The sequence below is a fragment of the Nocardia sp. NPDC049149 genome (assembly GCF_043197455.1).
Taxonomy (GTDB): domain Bacteria; phylum Actinomycetota; class Actinomycetes; order Mycobacteriales; family Mycobacteriaceae; genus Nocardia.
This window is the reverse complement of the sequence record NZ_JBICTD010000003.1, coordinates 317,975-332,978: the sequence shown is the minus strand read 5'-3', so window position 1 is coordinate 332,978 and position 15,004 is coordinate 317,975. Positions and strand designations below refer to the sequence as shown.

Here is a 15,004-nt window from a genome sequence, read left to right as displayed (position 1 = left end):
GGCGGCTGGTGGGGGACCTGCACACTGGAGGGGTGAGTTCACCTGCGGCTATTCCTGTCGGCACCGAGATGTCCGGACCGGAGCTCAGTGATTTCGGCGGTGGGCCGTTCGGGATCTACGTGCACGTGCCGTTCTGTGCGACACGGTGCGGGTACTGCGATTTCAATACCTATACGGCGGGGGAGCTCGGCACCTCGGCATCGCCGCAGTCCTGGCTGGCTGCATTGCGTGGCGAATTGGCCACGGCGGCAGAGCAGTTCGCCGCGTTGCCGACGGCGACGCCCGAGGTGTCGACGATCTTCGTCGGCGGTGGCACGCCGTCGCTGCTCGGCGGCGCCGGATTGGCCGAGGTGCTCGATGCGGTGCGGGCGAACTTCATGCTGGCGCCGGACGCGGAGGTGACCACGGAATCCAACCCGGAATCCACCTCCCCGGAATTCTTCGAGCGACTGCTTGCGGCAGGCTTCACCCGCATCTCGCTCGGCATGCAGTCCGCCGCAGCGCACGTGCTGAAGGTGTTGGACCGGACCCACACGCCGGGACGCGCCGTCGCCGCCGCGCGTGAAGCGCGTGCCGCCGGCTTCGAGCACGTCAACCTCGACCTGATCTACGGAACCCCGGGCGAACGCGACAGCGATCTCGATGCCAGCCTCGACGCGGTCCTCAGCGCGGGCGTCGATCACGTCTCGGCCTATTCACTGATCGTCGAAGACGGCACCGCGCTCGCTCGACGCGTGCGCCGCGGCGAACTTCCCGCGCCCGATGACGACGTGCTCGCCGCTCGCTACGAACGCATCGATGCTCGCCTCAGCGCGGCCGGGCTCACTTGGTACGAGGTATCCAATTGGGCCGCAGGCGAATCCGCGGCCTGCAGGCACAACCTCGGCTACTGGGACGGCGGTGACTGGCTCGGTGCAGGCCCGGGTGCGCACAGTCATGTCGGCGGGGTCCGCTGGTGGAATGTCAAACATCCCGCGCGCTACGCCGACCGGGTGGCCGCGGGCGGTCTGCCCGCCGCGGGCTGGGAGCAGCTCACCGCCGACGAGCGCTACACCGAACGCCTCATGCTCGCCGTCCGCCTGCGCACCGGCCTCCCGCTCGCCGACCTCGACGCCGTCGGCACCGCTGCGGCCGCCCGCGTCATCGCCGACGGCCTCGCCACCAGTTCCGCAGATCGCCTCGTCCTCACCGACCGAGGCAGACTGCTCGCCGACGGCGTAGTCCGCCAACTCCTCGTCCCCTGACGCAACGAGTGGCACATGGTCGAGAGGTGCTCTCGGCAAATGCCACAGCCATGTGCCACTCGTCGAACTGGTTGTGATGTGAGTCACGACCCGAGAAGGGTCGGGGAGGGTGGATTGGGCGGCATCTGGGCGCCGGGGGCCGGGGAGGTTGCAGAGACTGGTCGGTTTGCGGCATTTGCGTGCGAGTTCTCCGAGGTTCAGCGAACTGCAGGGTCGGTTCGGCTGTCAAGGAGCGGGCGACCCTTGTAGGCTTCGATCAACCCCAAGGAGATTCATGTCCCCGGCACGACACATCACCCTCATCCACGAACCGGGCGAATTCGCCGAGGCGCGGGCAGCGGAAAAGGCCGAATCTGCGCGACAGAGCGCGGTGGCCGCCCGCACGGTCGCCAGTTATTCACAGAATGCCGATGATTGTCAGTCGCTATTGGCAATGCTCGGACTCGATGCTCTCGCGGGCAAGCAAGCCAGGGTCTGCGACTAGCTGAAATCCTTCCCGTCCCGGTGAGGGCACTCTTCGCCGTGCGTGGGAATGGCCTGTGCGTTGCGCTGGGTGGCGGGTCGCGAAAGCCGCTGCGCGCAGCACAGGGTAGGTGTTGAATACGGCGTCGCGCGCACATGGCGGTGTCGCACGTCGAAAAGCCATGCGCCGCGCGATCATTGCGATCGCGCGGCGTCTGCTGTCGCTAGGACGCCCGGTCGATTCCCGCGATAGTCGTCCGCTATCGACATCTGGTGCGAGATCATTTCGGATGGAGCGCGAACCCGTGCAGCGTGGCACGCACCCGCGAATGCCTACCGAAAGGACGCCCATGTACCTCGTTCGCAGTCTGCGCGCGGCCGTCGCGGCGCTGGCCGTCGCCGCGGCAACCACGTTGGCGGCGGTGCCCGCCGACGCCGCCCCGCTGCCGACCATCGTCCTCGTGCACGGCGCCTTCGCCGATGCCACCAGCTGGGACGGCGTCGCCGCCATCCTCCGCGAGCACGGCTATCGCGTTGTGACACCGGACAATCCGCTGCGCGGCCCGGCCCACGACGCGGCCGCCATCCAGCGCACCATCGACGCCATCTCGGGACCCGTTGTGCTGGCAGGTCATTCGTACGGCGGCTTCGTGATCAGCAACGTGCACGACCCGAAGATCGAATCCTTGGTCTACATAGCGGCTTTCGCGCCGGTGCAGGGTGAGGTGGCACAGCTGCTGCTCGATCCGATCCGCTTCCCGGGCAGCCAATTGCTCCCGCCTGCTCTCCAGGTCGCCGTCGTCGACGATGCGAACGGCGTCGGCGGCAAGAACCTCGACGGCTACGTCGCCGCCGATCAGTTCAACACCGTCTTCGCACAGGACGTCAGTCCGGCCACCGCCGCCGACATGTTCGCCCACCAGCAATCCATCGCGATCGCGGCCAACCTCGAACCGTCCGGTGCCCCGTCATGGGCGGGCACGCCGAGCTGGTACCTGGTCTCCCGCGCCGACCGGGTCATTCCGCCTGCGTCCCAACGGTTCATGGCCAACCGCATGGGCGCGCGCACGAGTGAACTGGACGCGTCGCACGCCGGGCTGGTCTCTCGCCCCGACAGCGTCGCCGCGGTCGTGGAGGCCGCCGTTCCGCGCTGACCCGCTGATAGGGATCCGAGCCGCCGGCCTCGGCGTTTTCGCCCGGGCGGGGAGGTCGGTGGCTCAGCGTGGTCCACGAGATTCAGTTCGGTGCTCAATCGATTTCGCCAGAATATTTTTCGGTGCGGCCACCGCGTGACATGATTGCTTCGAGAATTCCGGTTAACAACTCGACCCGAGGCAACGTGTCCGCTCCCCGCAAACGGCCCCGACAGCAGCGCTCTCAGTTCACCTTCGAGGCCATCCTCGATGCGGCTGCACAGCTCTTCGAACGTGACGGCTACCTGAACACCACGACCAACAAGATCGCCGAGCTTGCCGGGATATCCATCGGCACGCTGTACCACTACATCCCGAACAAGGACGCGCTGCTGCACGCCCTCGCCACCCGGCACGACCACCACAACCGGGATGTGCTGCTTGCTCGATTCGCCGTGCTGCACGAAGAGAATCCGTCGCTGCCCGACACCATGCGCCAGGTGATCACCGAACTGGCGAGTCATCACCACGACGAGCCGCACCTGAACCGGATGCTCACCCTGCAGGCGCAGCGCACCTCGGATTTCGCGGACCATGTGCGCGAACTCGAAACGACCCTCGCGACCGAAGTCGAGCGCCAGCTGCGCCGCATGAACGTCGGCGGATCCGACCCCTATCTGACCAGTTTGCTTCTCGTGCAAGGCATCACTGCCATGATGCACGGCGCCATCATCGAGCCGCCACCGGATCGGCGCACCGACGACGTCGTCGAGCTCGTCGTCACGATGTGGACCGGCGCACTCCAGGCGACCGGCGCGCCGAAGGACCGGACGGACTCGATGCCGCTCGACGGCCCGGTCGTTTCGTGAACTCACTCGGCGATTCCTACTGCCGGTGACCATGTTTCGTCGATGAGCACGCTGGCGGCGGTGGGGGCAATCATGTCGATCGCCGCGTTGACGGCGGTCGTGACGGCGTCGATGACGGTGTCCGCACGGGCGTCGAGCACGGCGTCGGAATCGAGGTCGATGGCGTGCAACACACCGTTGCCGTCGACGGTCACCGTGCCGAGGTCGGCGTACTTCTCCACGATCGCGACGGTGTGCCGCTCGCACGACCGTTCGGGTCGACCGACGCGCATCAACCGCACCGCGTAGTCCCAGTCGCGATTGAGGTCCTTGACCACCGCGTCGATACCGTCCCCGCCGTCCCCGGCGGTCCTGAGCGGAAAGGCCTCCGGGAACTCTCGGCGCAGCGCCTCACCGGCCGCGCACTGAGCGCTGCACCGCGCGCTGTTGATCGCGTCGACCAGGGTCAGGCAGGTGTGCTGCAAGGCGGCGTCCGTGTCCGCCGAGTCGAGCACGATGCTGCCATTGGCGTCGAGGGTTCCGGTGCGCAGCAGTCCGCGTGGCAGATCGAGCCCGAGGAGTCGGCCGTCGGCCGACACGGTGACGAACGCGTTGCCGTCGCCTGCCTCGTACGTCCAGGCGTCGATCTCCGCCGTGACCGCGCGCAGCCGGTTGCGCAGCGCCTTGAGGTGGCTGACCGCTTCCGCGCAGCGGCCCCGTAGATTTTCCCTTGCCATCTAGTCGCCCCCCGAGGGCTCATGTTGTAGCGGACCGGTTGTGACAGTGGATCTTTCGCAATCACGGTGGCATCACATCATTGTTTCCAGGAAAGCCCGGCTATTCAACTCGACTATCAGACCACCGTGTCGATGCCCCGAAAATAGCCCGCCAGCAGCGATCTCAGCTTTCCTGTGAGGTCATCCTCGATGTGACTTGCTCGACTTTCAGTCGCGGCGGCTGCGGAATCAGCCACCGACGCACCGCCCGACGGATAATGCGGTGTGCGCACGAATGAGCGGGTATCGCTGCCGGGCAACGACAATGGCTGGGAGCGCGGCGACTTCGCCGCACCCTGCCCCCACCAGGAACACTCGGGAACGGTGGCCCGGCTGGACGCCGTCCGGCACGGCCAAAGCACCGCCAATGCCGCCTTCGCGGCAGGCGCCACCCTCGAATCCGACGACATGGCCATCGCCCTGACCGAGCTGGGGGAACGGCAAGCCGTCGCGGTCGGGCAGTGGCTGGCCGGCCTCGACCAGCCACCCGAGCTGGTGCTGTGCTCGCCGTACCTGCGGGCCCGACAGACCTGGCAGCTCGCCGAGCAGGAACTGCGTGCCGCGCACCGCAACCCGCCCTGTTTCGGCATCGACCAACGCCTCTTCGATCGATACCGCGGCAGTTTCGCGCACCTGTCCCCGCTGGTTGTGCGGGCGCGATTCCCCGAGGAAGCCGCGAAGGAAGCCGACGATCCGCTCGGCTACCGGCCACCGGGCGGCGAATCGTTCGAGGATGTCGCGGCCCGCCTGCGCGGCGTAGTCGCCTCGCTCGCGGCCGAACACCGGCATCGCCGAGTGCTGATCGTCGCGCACGACGCGGTCGTGCTCTTCCTGCGTCAGATCCTCGAACAACTCACCGCCACACAGGTTTTAGCGATCACAGAGGACGGCTTGGTCGGCAACGGATCGATCACCAGCTGGCAACGGACCCCCGACGGCTACCGCCTCGTCGGCTACGACCAGCGCGCCCACCTGCCGCGCCCGTGACGTCACTTCTCGAAGATGCCGTCCCGCATGCTGTTCGGCAGCCCGACCACCAGCTGCGAGACATTGCGCCGCACCTGGCCGACGCGCAGTTCGGGCGGCAGCGCCCGCCACACCTGGCCGATCAGTTCGCGGGCGTGGTCCATATCGCCCTGGCGGGCGTACACGGCGGCCATGTCCAGATCGAGCAGGGAACGGCCGACATGGTCCTTGTCGGCCATCGGCAGTTCGAGCATGCGGGTGCGGATCTCCTCCGCGGAACGCCAGTCGCCGATCGAACTCAGCGCGTGCGATTGGTGCCAGCGCAGGATGTATTCGGAGGTGCCGAGGTTGTCGTCGGTCGTCTCCTCGAGGGGCAGTTCGGTGAACATCCGCTCCGCGGCGGCGATCGAGACGAGGGTTTCCCGGCGGCGCCGAATCCTGGCCTGGATGCCTGCCTCGGCGAGCAGACCGAAAACGCCTGCCGCGGTCGGCACCCGGCCGCCCGCCGCCTGCGCCGACTTGGCCGCCGCCAAGCCTTGGTCGAGTGCGTGCCGATAGCACTCGTGGGTATGCGCCATATGACCGTGCAGCCAGGCTTCCAAAGCTGTATCCCCGGCTTGACGTGCGGCGCGACGGGCCTTGTAGAACCACATGAAAGTGTCGTGCAGATCGGCGACGTCGTTCAGCCGAAAAGCGATGAGCCCCGCGACGATCGCCTCGACTCGGTGGAGCCGCTGGCGTAGGTCGGGCGTTGGTTCGGCCAGCTTCAGCTGATGGATCTGGGCGAGATCGCGCATCCGCGCGGGAATGTACTCCGACGGCGGCAGCACGTAGACCAGGTAGCCGGACAGTGCGAGGCTGTCTTCGAGTGCGCGGACCGTCTCCGACGGTGTCGGGCCGCCGCGCAGCTCATGGCGCAAAAGCAAACGGCTGCGCGGCCTTTCCTGCTCGTCGTCGGTGTAGTCGTGGCCGAAGCCGAGTCGATCAGGCCGGGTGCGATACAGCCTGCACAGCGCGTCCAGGAATTGATAGGACGGCATGTCGAGGCCGGTCTCCCAGCGCGAAACACTCTGATGCGACAGCCCGCGGCCCGACGATTCGCCGTCGTTGACGAGCTGCTGCAGCCGCTGCGCGACCTCGACGAGGGTGAAGCCGTAGGTGATTCGATGGGCGCGGAGCAAAGAAACCCCGCAATGCGACTTCACCGCGTGGACGGTCTCCCACGTCGACCCTCCGGTGGCTTGGAATTCGCGCACGACTCTGCGGCCACACGCGATGCTGTGTTGGCTGCTCACCCTCTTCTCCGGATCCCCTGCAGTTCCGCTGGTTGGACGCACGTGGTCTCGGCGTCGTCCCAGAAGATGACGCTATCGTTTTGCCTGGTCTCACGTCTATACTCCGCCGGTTCTGCGCGTGAGGCGTGCAAGCTCGCTGCGGCACTGGCCCGGTCGGCGCGGTGAGGGCCACGCTGAGTGCATGAGAACAATCGGAATCGTCGGAAAGTTTGCGACGCACCACGCACTGCCCGCGGCCGATGAGGATCGTCATCCGTCACCTGTCATGCAGGTGGCACACGTGATGACCGCCGTCGCGACCGTGATCACGGCATTGGCGGCGTTCGTCACTTGCGCTGCGGCACTGGATATCACGACGGTATCGGTGTTGGCGGTGGCATGGGTCGCGGCGGGCTGGCTGGCACGTGGCCGGCGCTGTCACTGTGGCGGGCACCATCGGCATCCTCGGAGGCATGAACCCGTGGGAGGAGCCGTGTAGAACAGTGCCACTGTCGGTAGCGGCTGTTTGGTAAGCCGAACCGAAAAATACCCGCTAGTACGGAACCGTTGGCTGAGTCGCTGGGTAGGCTCAGCGAATCAACGGTTCCGTGCTCGCGCAACGCAGAAATGTCATCGACCTGCGTGGTATCGGGGCGCTCGTACTGCTGACCGCCTCGTTTGCCATGTTGACGGTCTTTTCGCGCTATCTCGACAGCGGTTTCACCATCGCGCAACAGGTCTACCTACGCACCGGTATCGCATTTCTGATCGCGATAGTCGCATTCGGTCGCTGGATCCGCTGGCGGGTCGTGCTGCGCATCGGACTCCGCGAATGGGGTGTGATCGTGGGGCGGACCGCCCTGCTCTATGTATTCGGTACGACGTTGTTCGCGAAGGCCGCGACCATGACGACCGTGAGCAACATTTCGTTCATCGCTGCACTACCGCTGGTGTCCGCGCTCGGATTGCTGCTGCGCCGGGTCCGCGTCACCGCCGTTCGGGTGTTCTTCGTCAGCGGCTCCGCGGTCGGGGTCGCCATCCTGTCGGGATTGGGGATCGGTTTCGGCGGCGCTGCGGTGTCGGGCAACGAGGGCGATGTGATCGCGCTGGTCGCCATGGTGGCGATTTCCTTGAGCTACCTCGGGCGCGATTGGCACAGTGGTCAGCTGAACAATTACGAGATCACCGCGCTGACCGTCGGTGTCGGCACCGTCGGCGTCGTGCTGACCTCCGTCGCTCAATGGGAGGGGCTGCCACAGGTTCCGGCGCACGTGTCGCCCGGGTTGCTGTGGGGCGCGATCGGCGTCGCCGGGGCGCTCAGTGTGCTGAATGTGTTCCTGATGAACTACGCGTTCGAACACGTGAACCCGGTGCAAGGCGGCAACCTGTTGACCCTCGAATGTGTGTGGGGGCTGCTTTTCGGGTTGTTGTTCTTCCAGCAGGTACCCACGTGGAGTGGGATCGCGGGCGGGGTGTTGATTGTGCTGTGCGCGGTCGGACTGAATCTGGCCGACCGGCCGGGCGCCGAAACCGAGACCGGTGAAACGGATTCAGGTGCGACGCGCAGAAAACCGGCCTACATCAAGCTCACTACCGTCGAACCGACGCCAACTGTTGTGCTGACTCCGCTGCACACCGAACCAGAGGAAGCCCACCCGTATCGGCCCGCGTTGAGGCAACGCGGTATGCCGGTCCAGGAGCGGACATTCCGGGAGAATTCGCTGGATTCGTTGTGATATGTGCGAATTCCGGGTCTTGCACAATGGAGAATGCGTTTTAGTCGAGAAGAGATGCGCGCATCACACTTTCGGACTGTCCGCGGTGAGTTGTCGTGTCAGCTACCAGGTGTCGAGGCGGGACTCTTCGAGACGCTTCATGGCGCGCTCGATCCACGTGGCGAAATGCGTGGCCAGGTCGGCCGGGGTGGTGGGGCGGACGGTCACGTGCGGGCCGCGGATCTCGGTGTAGCGGCCGTCGTCGGTGATGTCGTGCCATTGCAAGACATTCGAGGGTTGCGCGTGCGTGTGCAGGGGAGCGGCGAGCAGGACGGCGCTGCCGCCGCCGTCGGCAGGACGGCCGAGCAGGCGCTGATACTGCTCGCGCGGGGTTTGACGGGCGACATCCTCGAAGTAGCCGTCGCGGCGCGGGCCGAGATCCTCGGCGTGGAAGGTGGCCGCGGCGGCGCTGCCAGGGGTGCAGGCCGGAATCGCTTGAACTATGCGCATGGGCAAGCTGTCCGGGCCGACCATGCGCACACGGATCGGGCCGTGCTCGCCGTCCGTGCCCGCCTGCATCAGCGTCACCGCACGATAGGTGTTGCGTGCGCCGATGATTCGGTATTCGCGCACGTCGTCCTGGCCGGTGCTGTTCTTGTGTTTGCAGGTGCCGCCGAGGATTTCGATCCGGAGATCCGAGGTGCCGAGGGTGTGCAGCGCCAGCTGGATTTCCTCCAGCTCGTCGCCGGAATACCGTTCTCTGACCGCGCGGCGGTGCGCCGCGAACTCGTCGCGTAGGGCGAAGCGGCTGGTGTAGCGCAGCGGGCTGGGGAACCGGTCATGGGCGTCGGAGTACCACAGGGCCGCGAAATCGTCCGTGTCCCAAGTCCATTCCGCCATTGCCGGTCCCCAATTCGCTTCTTGTCATACTTCGATAGATGTCGTCGTCGGCCGCGCTCGCTTACCTGGCCGTCGTCCGGTTCGGCCGTGCCGTTCGCCCTGGGCGACCCCAGGTTTCGGCTCGCCTCGCCCACTAGCCCCCTGCCCGTCACTCCGTTGTCTCGGGCCCGGCTGACGCCTCGGGCGTCGAACGGGACATGGCTGCGGCGAAGTGCGCGTGACGCCTCGGCGATGTCCCGTTCGGTGAGCGGTTGCGGGTGCATGCGGTCAGGTGGTGTTGTCGCCGCCGATTACGCCGCCCGGCAAGGTCTTCGGGAGCTCGCCGAGTAGTTCCTCGGTGTTCTCCTGCGTGATCAGGTAGTCGGGGGCCTTGTGCTCGGAGTCGTCGTCGGACTTGCCGCGGCCCGCGCCCATTCCTGCACCACCGACACCAGGGGTGCCCGCAGTGCCACGGGCGCCAGTTGCCGCTGTAGCGGCGGTGGAAGTTGGTGTGCCCGTTGCGATCGGACTGCCCGCAATGCTGCGGCCCGGTTGTGGAGTCGAATTCGGCGAGCCCGGTGTGCCGGTGCCCCTGGGTGTGCCTGTGCCCCTTGGGCTGCCGGGGACACCCGTGGCGGGAGTCCCCGGTGTTCCAGGACTGGACGGGGTGCCGGTGTTCGAGGGCACGGTCTTCGTCTGGTCGGTGGAAGTGGGTGTGCTCGTGGTACTTGCCGGAGTGGTTTGAGAATCGGTCCCGTTCGTCGAGGCAGCGGTCGTCTGGTCGGTCTTCGACTGGTCGCCCGACTGTTGGTCCTGAGTTCCCGGTTCGCTGGTCTTGTCGGTGGTGCCCGGGGTGGAGTTGTTCGAATTGGAGTCGTTACCAGTGCCATTCGACTGGTTCGGCTGACCGCCGTCGCCGCTCTGGTACCCGCTCGGCGAGGGAGTGGGGATGTCGACCGCCTTCGTCGGGCTGGTCGGCGTCGGAAGCACCGGGATCTTGCCGTCCATCTGGCTGAACGGCTGCACGTAATGCTCGTTCATCGCGACGCGTGCCTTCTGCGTCTCCTCGTTCTGCTCGCTTTGCAGCGACCAGCGGCTCGGGTGGAACACTCGGGAGCCGAATGAGGTGTCGACGGTATCGGGAATCGCCTTCCTGGTGTTGACGATCGCGACTGCCGCGTCGCGGACGCGTGAATGGAGCTCCGCCAGTGCAGGTGTGAGGGTGTGTGCGTCGGTCGTGTAGCTCTGGATCGCTTCTTTCGACTTCTCCGCAGCCGGGCCGGACCACGCCTGCGCGATCGACTTCTGAATCGAGCGCGCGAAGGTTTCCACGCCCTGCTCCCAGTTTTGATGCACTTCCCAGTACTTCTGGGCTTGGTCCATCGCCTCGGTAGCGTTAAGCGGATCGAAGGCGTCCTTGATCTCAGAATGTTCCCAGCTGTCGGTATGCTCGCCGCCTCCGGGTATCCGTGTTGGTTCGTAGCCTGTCATCGTGTCGTCCCATCAGGAAGGATGTATGGGCCGGGCTTCAACGGGACTGGCGGCTTTTCCGGCAGCGTGTCGTTCAAGTGGTTGAACTCGGCGGCAAAGTTGCTGTCCGCCTGCATCATTCGCTCGCGGACCACCCGATGGACTTCTTGGATGTCTTCAACGACACGGAAGTGTTGCTCCATGATTTCGTAGACACTGTTGCCGTCCTCGGCTCCCCGCGCCTTCTTTTTGAATCGACCGACCATCGTGCCGGCTGACACCATTTTGGTGTTTTGCTCGCCCAGACTCCAGTGGTCCTGCTGCGCGACCAAATCCATCGTTCGCTGTATCTTCCGGATCGAGTCTTTGAAGTGCTCGCAGTCGCGGTCGATATAGACAAAGTCCTCTGCCTTCATCTCCACTGCAAGCTGGCCCTCGCGTGCGGCGCTGATCATGTTCGCCATCGGTCGAGGCGATGCTTGGTCGTCACCCATCGTTGCTCCCTCCCAGTGAGTCCCCTGTGCGGTCAGTTTGGATCAAACGTTGGCAGGCATCGTTGGCACAACCTTTTCTGCCAGCTTCCGTGCGAGCTCACAGGTGTCGGTGCCCCCGGTCTTCCGGTTCGATGGCGGGTTGCTGAGGAAGAACTCGAGGCTGCCACCCTTCATCTCCACATTCACAGTGCATACGGCATCGGGATGCTCGGTGACTTGTCGTGTCGAGATCGCGCGGCGATTGTTGATGGTGTACTCGCGCGTGTCCGTGAACTTCTTCTCACGAACCATGTCCACCGTGAGGTTGGTGGTCCGGATCACTGGCGAGTAACCGTCGGTCTGGATCCAGGCGCAACCGCGCCACTTGACACCACCGGAAGCGGTCGAATCGTCCTTGTCCTTGCCGCGCAACCCTTCCGAATCCAGCACACTTTGCGGAATGTCAGCGCAGGGGTTGTAGCCCGACGGCACGTCTGTCGCGATGCTTGGCGTTGGAGTGCGGTCTGAGCTATTCGTCGGCTTCGGATCACCATCCGACGGCCCACACCCGGCGATCACGAACACAGCGCCGAGCGCGAGGGCCCCAAATCGCCACGATTTCGACCTGCTCGTCATCGGATCCTTCGCCCGCCGGTGCCCACATATCGATCGCACGGGTCCGGACCGGCTCCTCCGCCCCCTGCAGTTCAACCTGACGCTACTGATCGCCCTACCTGCATGCAAGCGTGTCGCAGGCATAGGCAGGCTGAGCCCGGGACTCGTCATAGACGAGGTCCCGGGGCTTCGTCTCGGGGGCAGCCCGGTTGCGGTCGGCTTACCGCTCGTGCTCCTGCACGATCCGCTGGATCAGTGCTCGACTGTCACTCTCGTCCAATGCGGAACGTTGCAAATCGGCATATGCATCTTGGTACCCCTGTATTTCATCCGCCTTCTCGAGGTACTGCGCCTCGGTCTTGCCTTGCAAATAGACGAGGGGCGGTTCCATGAGTTCCGTAGTTGGATGTTCCGGGAATTCAAGCATGTCGAAGGGGCCGATGGTCAGCCCGGAATACGCCTGGGCGGCAAGCGGAATCACTCGCACCGAGACGTTCGGCAGCGCACCGACCTCCGACAGGTGTTTCAGCTGCTCAGTGATGACACCACGCCCGCCGATCGCGCGGTGCAGCGCCGCCTCGTCCAGAACGGCCTCGAGCACCAAAGGGCTTTCGGTGCAGCTGAGCCGGCTCTTACGCCGGGCGAGCAATTCGATGCGGCGTTCGACGTCCGCGGCGGGCAAGGTCGGGCTGTCGACCCAGATCAGAGCCCGCCGATATGCTGCGGTTTGCAGGATTCCCGGCACCAGCACGGTTTGAAAGGAGATGGCCCGCTGCGCGGCCTCTTCCAATCCCACGAACAAGTCGAAGTGCTTCGGCATCGCATCACTGTAGGCGTGCCACCATCCGGTCCGAAACGTCTCCTTGGTCAGTGCAAGCAACTTCCGCGCCAGCTCTTCTCGCGCGCCGTACACCTCGCACAGTCGCGCGATGAACAACGGATTCAGCCGGACCGGTTGCCCAGTCTCCATCCGCCACAACGTTTGTTTACCGACGCCGATCGCCTTGCGGGCGAATTCTGCGCTGACACCTGATTGCTCCCTGAGTTCGCGTAGCTGACGGGCGAGCATGCGGCGGGGCAGGGTGGATCCAGTCGGGGGCACGGGCAATTCCCTTTCGTAGCCTCACTATTGGCCAGGTATGAATTTGGAACCGCTGTGACGGGATTCTTTGGAACCTTGCGACTTTTCCCCTTGTTCCACCCTCGGGAACAGTCCCGTCGATCAATTCCGGTGCTCTACTGAAAGCGCGCCCGGTCCGTGTCATCGAAGTCCTGAAACCTTATCGGCGAGAGCGGGTTCAGGTCCACTCGGGCCGGGCGCACCGAGAGACCGACAAAAACCGACATTCCATTACCGCCACGCTGCCATCCCAAGGGGGACTGCCCGATGACCGAACAGCTGCCAACGAGAAGCCAAGTGCTGCAAGCATGTCGCGGCGAGGACGACGTCGACCATCCGGTGCTCGGCGCGGCCCGCGAGCTCGCCGTCCTGCACGAACGGAAACTGGTGACAATCCACGAAAACATCTGCGGGATCGACGAATATCGCGCCAAGCAGGTCCGTGACATCGATCGGTGGGTCGCGGCGAACCTGCCGGTCCCGCGCAACGGCGCCTACCTGCACACCGAGACTGTCGGCGCGATCCTCGACCGCCTCGCTCAGCTGAACGCCTGCGCCAATGCCGCGGGGGTATCCGAGTGGGACATCTGGTTCGCCTGGGAACGCCTCGCTGAGCTGGCGATCGGCTACGAGGACCTCGCCGTCGAACTCGCCGCAGGGCGCCGTCGCCTGCCCAACAGGCGTTGATCATGAGTTTCGTGCGGAGGCGGCCGATTCCGCCACTGATTCACTTGACAGCTGCCGGGTATTCGCGAACCGACAGAATGCAGTGTCTCGGTCGGTTAACCTGCCGGGGATCGTTCGATAAGCCGAGGGAGTTGCCGGTGTTCGTGGGCGGCAGACGGCGCTGGGCGACCGTGGTGGCGTTGAGCATGGCGGTCGCCATCGCGGTATGCGGCTGCGGCACCATCACCACCGAACCCACCGTGCGTTCCACCACCGAGGTCCGTAACCCGAAAACCTCGAAGGTGCAAGGGGTTCCCGGTTCCGTCGAACTCGCCGCCATCGCGCCGGGGACCGCCGACCTGATGGCGCGGATACGGGCGACCGACCCGTGCAGCCTGCTGAATCGCGAATTCGCCGAACGCCTAGGCCCCTTTCAAGGCTTCGATCGCAGCCCAGGCGCGGAACGCGGCGGCGGCTGGACCGGATGCGGGCTGATCATCGCCGCGAACGACGCTCCGGACGCCTCGTACCTGGTCAACGTGGAGCTGGACAAGGTCTACACCTCGGACAAACGCGTCGGCGACACCGCGGAACAGGTCAACGGCCGCGTCGTGTTCCGCGGCAGCGGCAGCGGCAGCGACGACGCCAGACCGGACGCCTCGAGTTGCGACTATCGAATCCCGGTCGAGGACACCGGATTCGCGCACGGCCTGACGATCAGCAAGGTGTCCGGCCCGACCAAGGCGCCGGTCCCGTGGTCGAAGCCGTGCCAGTTCACCAAGGACTACCTCGCCGCAACCATCGACAACCTGATGGCACTGCGGGCGCGGCCCGGCACCGAACCCGGCCCTCGGTCACTCGTGCAGCGCGACCCCTGTGCCGCCCAACCTCAGATCACCACCCAGTTCCCCGGCTGGGAGATGAGCTCGGTCGGTTGGACCAAGGCGTACAAATGCGCGATCACGCTCGTCCAGACCGGTGGCACCCACCGCTCGACCGTCGAAGTGTCGTTCGAGCAGAGCTCCGAGCAGATGGTCAAGGCGGGGGAGATCTTGCGGCTCCCCTCCGGGCTCGACGGCGGGCAATCCATCCAATACGCCCGCCACATGACCCTCGACGGACTCACCGGCATCGAGATTCGCTCGGTCCAATCCACCGACCCCACCCGCCAGAACACCAGCTGCGGTCTCACCCTCAACTACCGCCGCGCCGACCCACCCACTGCGAACAACGCCCACCTGGTGCGAGTCTCCCTGAATCTGACCCCCGCCACCCCACCCTTCCCCTTCGACGCCTGCACCCAAGCCGCCCAAATCGCTCCCACGGTTCTCCAGTCGATCCGCTGAGCCCGTTTCAGTCGGCT

General features: G+C 65.4%; 15 protein-coding genes. 8 read left to right on the top strand and 7 right to left on the bottom strand.

Annotated elements, in window-relative coordinates; translation table 11 throughout:
- Positions 1-68: 68 nt before the first annotated feature.
- The 4 genes from hemW (at position 69) to ACGFNJ_RS12390 (ending at position 3,708) form a co-directional block, all read left to right on the top strand.
- A complete protein-coding gene (hemW, locus tag ACGFNJ_RS12405; protein WP_393447810.1) occupies positions 69-1,244 on the top strand; it encodes a radical SAM family heme chaperone HemW in 1,176 nt (391 codons plus the stop codon).
- Between the two features lie 274 nt (positions 1,245-1,518).
- Positions 1,519-1,728: a hypothetical protein gene (locus ACGFNJ_RS12400; protein ID WP_069164364.1), complete on the top strand. Its 210-nt coding sequence runs from the start codon at positions 1,519-1,521 to the stop codon at positions 1,726-1,728.
- 328 nt (positions 1,729-2,056) lie between these two features.
- Positions 2,057-2,860, top strand: a complete 804-nt coding sequence (locus tag ACGFNJ_RS12395) for an alpha/beta fold hydrolase (RefSeq protein WP_393446497.1) — start codon at positions 2,057-2,059, stop codon at positions 2,858-2,860.
- Positions 2,861-3,045: 185 nt separating this feature from the next.
- The gene (locus tag ACGFNJ_RS12390) at positions 3,046-3,708 is read left to right on the top strand and encodes a TetR/AcrR family transcriptional regulator (protein WP_393446495.1); all 663 of its coding nucleotides are present in this window, start codon (positions 3,046-3,048) and stop codon (positions 3,706-3,708) included.
- 2 nt (positions 3,709-3,710) lie between these two features.
- Here ACGFNJ_RS12390 and ACGFNJ_RS12385 read toward each other — a convergent pair whose 3' ends face one another.
- The gene (locus ACGFNJ_RS12385; protein WP_393446493.1) at positions 3,711-4,424 is read right to left on the bottom strand and encodes a YbaB/EbfC family nucleoid-associated protein; all 714 of its coding nucleotides are present in this window, start codon (positions 4,422-4,424) and stop codon (positions 3,711-3,713) included.
- A gap of 264 nt (positions 4,425-4,688) precedes the next feature.
- Between ACGFNJ_RS12385 and ACGFNJ_RS12380 the strand changes: the two genes are divergently transcribed.
- Positions 4,689-5,450 carry a histidine phosphatase family protein gene (locus ACGFNJ_RS12380; protein ID WP_393446491.1) on the top strand — a complete coding sequence of 254 codons (762 nt, stop codon included), beginning with the start codon at positions 4,689-4,691 and terminating at the stop codon, positions 5,448-5,450.
- A 2-nt stretch (positions 5,451-5,452) separates the two neighbouring features.
- Here ACGFNJ_RS12380 and ACGFNJ_RS12375 read toward each other — a convergent pair whose 3' ends face one another.
- Entirely contained in the window at positions 5,453-6,724 is a 1,272-nt protein-coding gene (locus ACGFNJ_RS12375) for a helix-turn-helix domain-containing protein (protein WP_393446488.1), read from the bottom strand.
- A 587-nt stretch (positions 6,725-7,311) separates the two neighbouring features.
- Here ACGFNJ_RS12375 and ACGFNJ_RS12370 point away from each other — a divergent pair.
- Positions 7,312-8,439, top strand: coding sequence for a DMT family transporter (locus ACGFNJ_RS12370; protein WP_393446486.1), 1,128 nt, complete (start codon positions 7,312-7,314; stop codon positions 8,437-8,439).
- Positions 8,440-8,541: 102 nt separating this feature from the next.
- On the opposite strand, the gene ACGFNJ_RS12365 is transcribed toward ACGFNJ_RS12370, so the two are convergent.
- The 5 genes from ACGFNJ_RS12365 to ACGFNJ_RS12345 all read right to left on the bottom strand — a co-directional run bounded on the left by ACGFNJ_RS12365 (position 8,542) and on the right by ACGFNJ_RS12345 (position 12,924).
- The gene (locus ACGFNJ_RS12365; RefSeq protein WP_069164358.1) at positions 8,542-9,318 is read right to left on the bottom strand and encodes an ESX secretion-associated protein EspG; all 777 of its coding nucleotides are present in this window, start codon (positions 9,316-9,318) and stop codon (positions 8,542-8,544) included.
- Between the two features lie 267 nt (positions 9,319-9,585).
- Positions 9,586-10,680, bottom strand: coding sequence for a hypothetical protein (locus ACGFNJ_RS12360; protein ID WP_393446484.1), 1,095 nt, complete (start codon positions 10,678-10,680; stop codon positions 9,586-9,588).
- 104 nt (positions 10,681-10,784) lie between these two features.
- Complete coding sequence (locus tag ACGFNJ_RS12355; RefSeq protein WP_393446482.1) at positions 10,785-11,261, bottom strand: hypothetical protein; 477 nt, start codon at positions 11,259-11,261, stop codon at positions 10,785-10,787.
- Positions 11,262-11,303: 42 nt separating this feature from the next.
- Positions 11,304-11,876, bottom strand: coding sequence for a DUF3558 domain-containing protein (locus ACGFNJ_RS12350; RefSeq protein ID WP_393446480.1), 573 nt, complete (start codon positions 11,874-11,876; stop codon positions 11,304-11,306).
- Positions 11,877-12,075: 199 nt separating this feature from the next.
- Positions 12,076-12,924, bottom strand: coding sequence for a helix-turn-helix domain-containing protein (locus tag ACGFNJ_RS12345; RefSeq protein WP_393446478.1), 849 nt, complete (start codon positions 12,922-12,924; stop codon positions 12,076-12,078).
- Between the two features lie 318 nt (positions 12,925-13,242).
- Here ACGFNJ_RS12345 and ACGFNJ_RS12340 point away from each other — a divergent pair, with 318 nt between their 5' ends.
- Positions 13,243-13,662 (top strand): DUF4254 domain-containing protein, encoded by a 420-nt coding sequence (locus tag ACGFNJ_RS12340; protein WP_393446476.1) that lies wholly within the window; start codon positions 13,243-13,245, stop codon positions 13,660-13,662.
- Between the two features lie 137 nt (positions 13,663-13,799).
- Entirely contained in the window at positions 13,800-14,987 is a 1,188-nt protein-coding gene (locus ACGFNJ_RS12335; RefSeq protein WP_393446474.1) for a hypothetical protein, read from the top strand.
- Positions 14,988-15,004 lie beyond the last annotated feature (17 nt).